Origin of the sequence: Exiguobacterium sp. s59, assembly GCF_018617475.1 — a bacterium.
Taxonomy (GTDB): domain Bacteria; phylum Bacillota; class Bacilli; order Exiguobacteriales; family Exiguobacteriaceae; genus Exiguobacterium; species Exiguobacterium aestuarii.
Genome location: NZ_JACSKG010000018.1, coordinates 1 through 766 on the forward strand (window position 1 = coordinate 1; position 766 = coordinate 766).

Genomic DNA, 766 nt, shown 5'->3' on the forward strand with positions numbered 1-766 from the left:
TATAGCTCTTAAATTGACGAAGCTTGCGCTTCATTCAAAAATTGTAAAACTTTTTTTGCCTCATCGTTCAGTTTTCAAAGTTCGTCTGTGAAAATAAAATTGGTGGAGCCTAGCGGGATCGAACCGCTGACCTCCTGCGTGCAAGGCAGGCGCTCTCCCAGCTGAGCTAAGGCCCCATAAAAGTGATGATGGTCGGGAAGACAGGATTCGAACCTGCGACCCCTTGGTCCCAAACCAAGTGCTCTACCAAGCTGAGCTACTTCCCGTAAAAATGGTGCACCCTGAGAGATTCGAACTCCCGGCCTTTAGATTCGTAGTCTAACGCTCTATCCAGCTGAGCTAAGGGTGCGAGACGAATAATCATCATGGGAAAAATATTAATGGTACCGAGGGCCGGACTTGAACCGGCACGAGGAAACCCTCGCAGGATTTTAAGTCCTGTGCGTCTACCAATTCCGCCACCCCGGCAAGGTATAATTTCTAGCGGTAGACTTTTTGAAAAGATCAAATGGTGCCGGCGAAAGGATTCGAACCCTCGACCCTCTGATTACAAGTCAGATGCTCTACCAACTGAGCTACACCGGCAGGTGTAAATGGTGGAGGATGACGGGATCGAACCGCCGACCCCCTGCTTGTAAGGCAGGTGCTCTCCCAGCTGAGCTAATCCTCCAATATGTAGCCTGGCAACGTCCTATCCTCACAGGGGGAGATCCCCCAACTACTTTCGGCGCTGAGACGCTTAACTTCCGTGTTCGGCATGGGAACG

At 50.8% G+C, this 766-nt stretch carries 6 tRNA genes and 1 rRNA gene; all 7 read right to left on the reverse strand.

Annotated features, from left to right (window positions below):
* Positions 1 to 100: 100 nt before the first annotated feature.
* Positions 101 to 176, reverse strand: a tRNA-Ala gene (locus KNO91_RS15225).
* A 13-nt stretch (positions 177 to 189) separates the two neighbouring features.
* Positions 190 to 266: transfer RNA gene (locus KNO91_RS15230), tRNA-Pro, on the reverse strand.
* Between the two features lie 6 nt (positions 267 to 272).
* Positions 273 to 349, reverse strand: a tRNA-Arg gene (locus tag KNO91_RS15235).
* 32 nt (positions 350 to 381) lie between these two features.
* Positions 382 to 468, reverse strand: a tRNA-Leu gene (locus tag KNO91_RS15240).
* 41 nt (positions 469 to 509) lie between these two features.
* Positions 510 to 585 (reverse strand) — tRNA-Thr (locus KNO91_RS15245).
* A gap of 9 nt (positions 586 to 594) precedes the next feature.
* Positions 595 to 670, reverse strand: a tRNA-Val gene (locus KNO91_RS15250).
* 8 nt (positions 671 to 678) lie between these two features.
* A 5S ribosomal RNA gene (gene rrf / locus KNO91_RS15255) occupies positions 679 to 766 on the reverse strand; the annotation flags it as partial.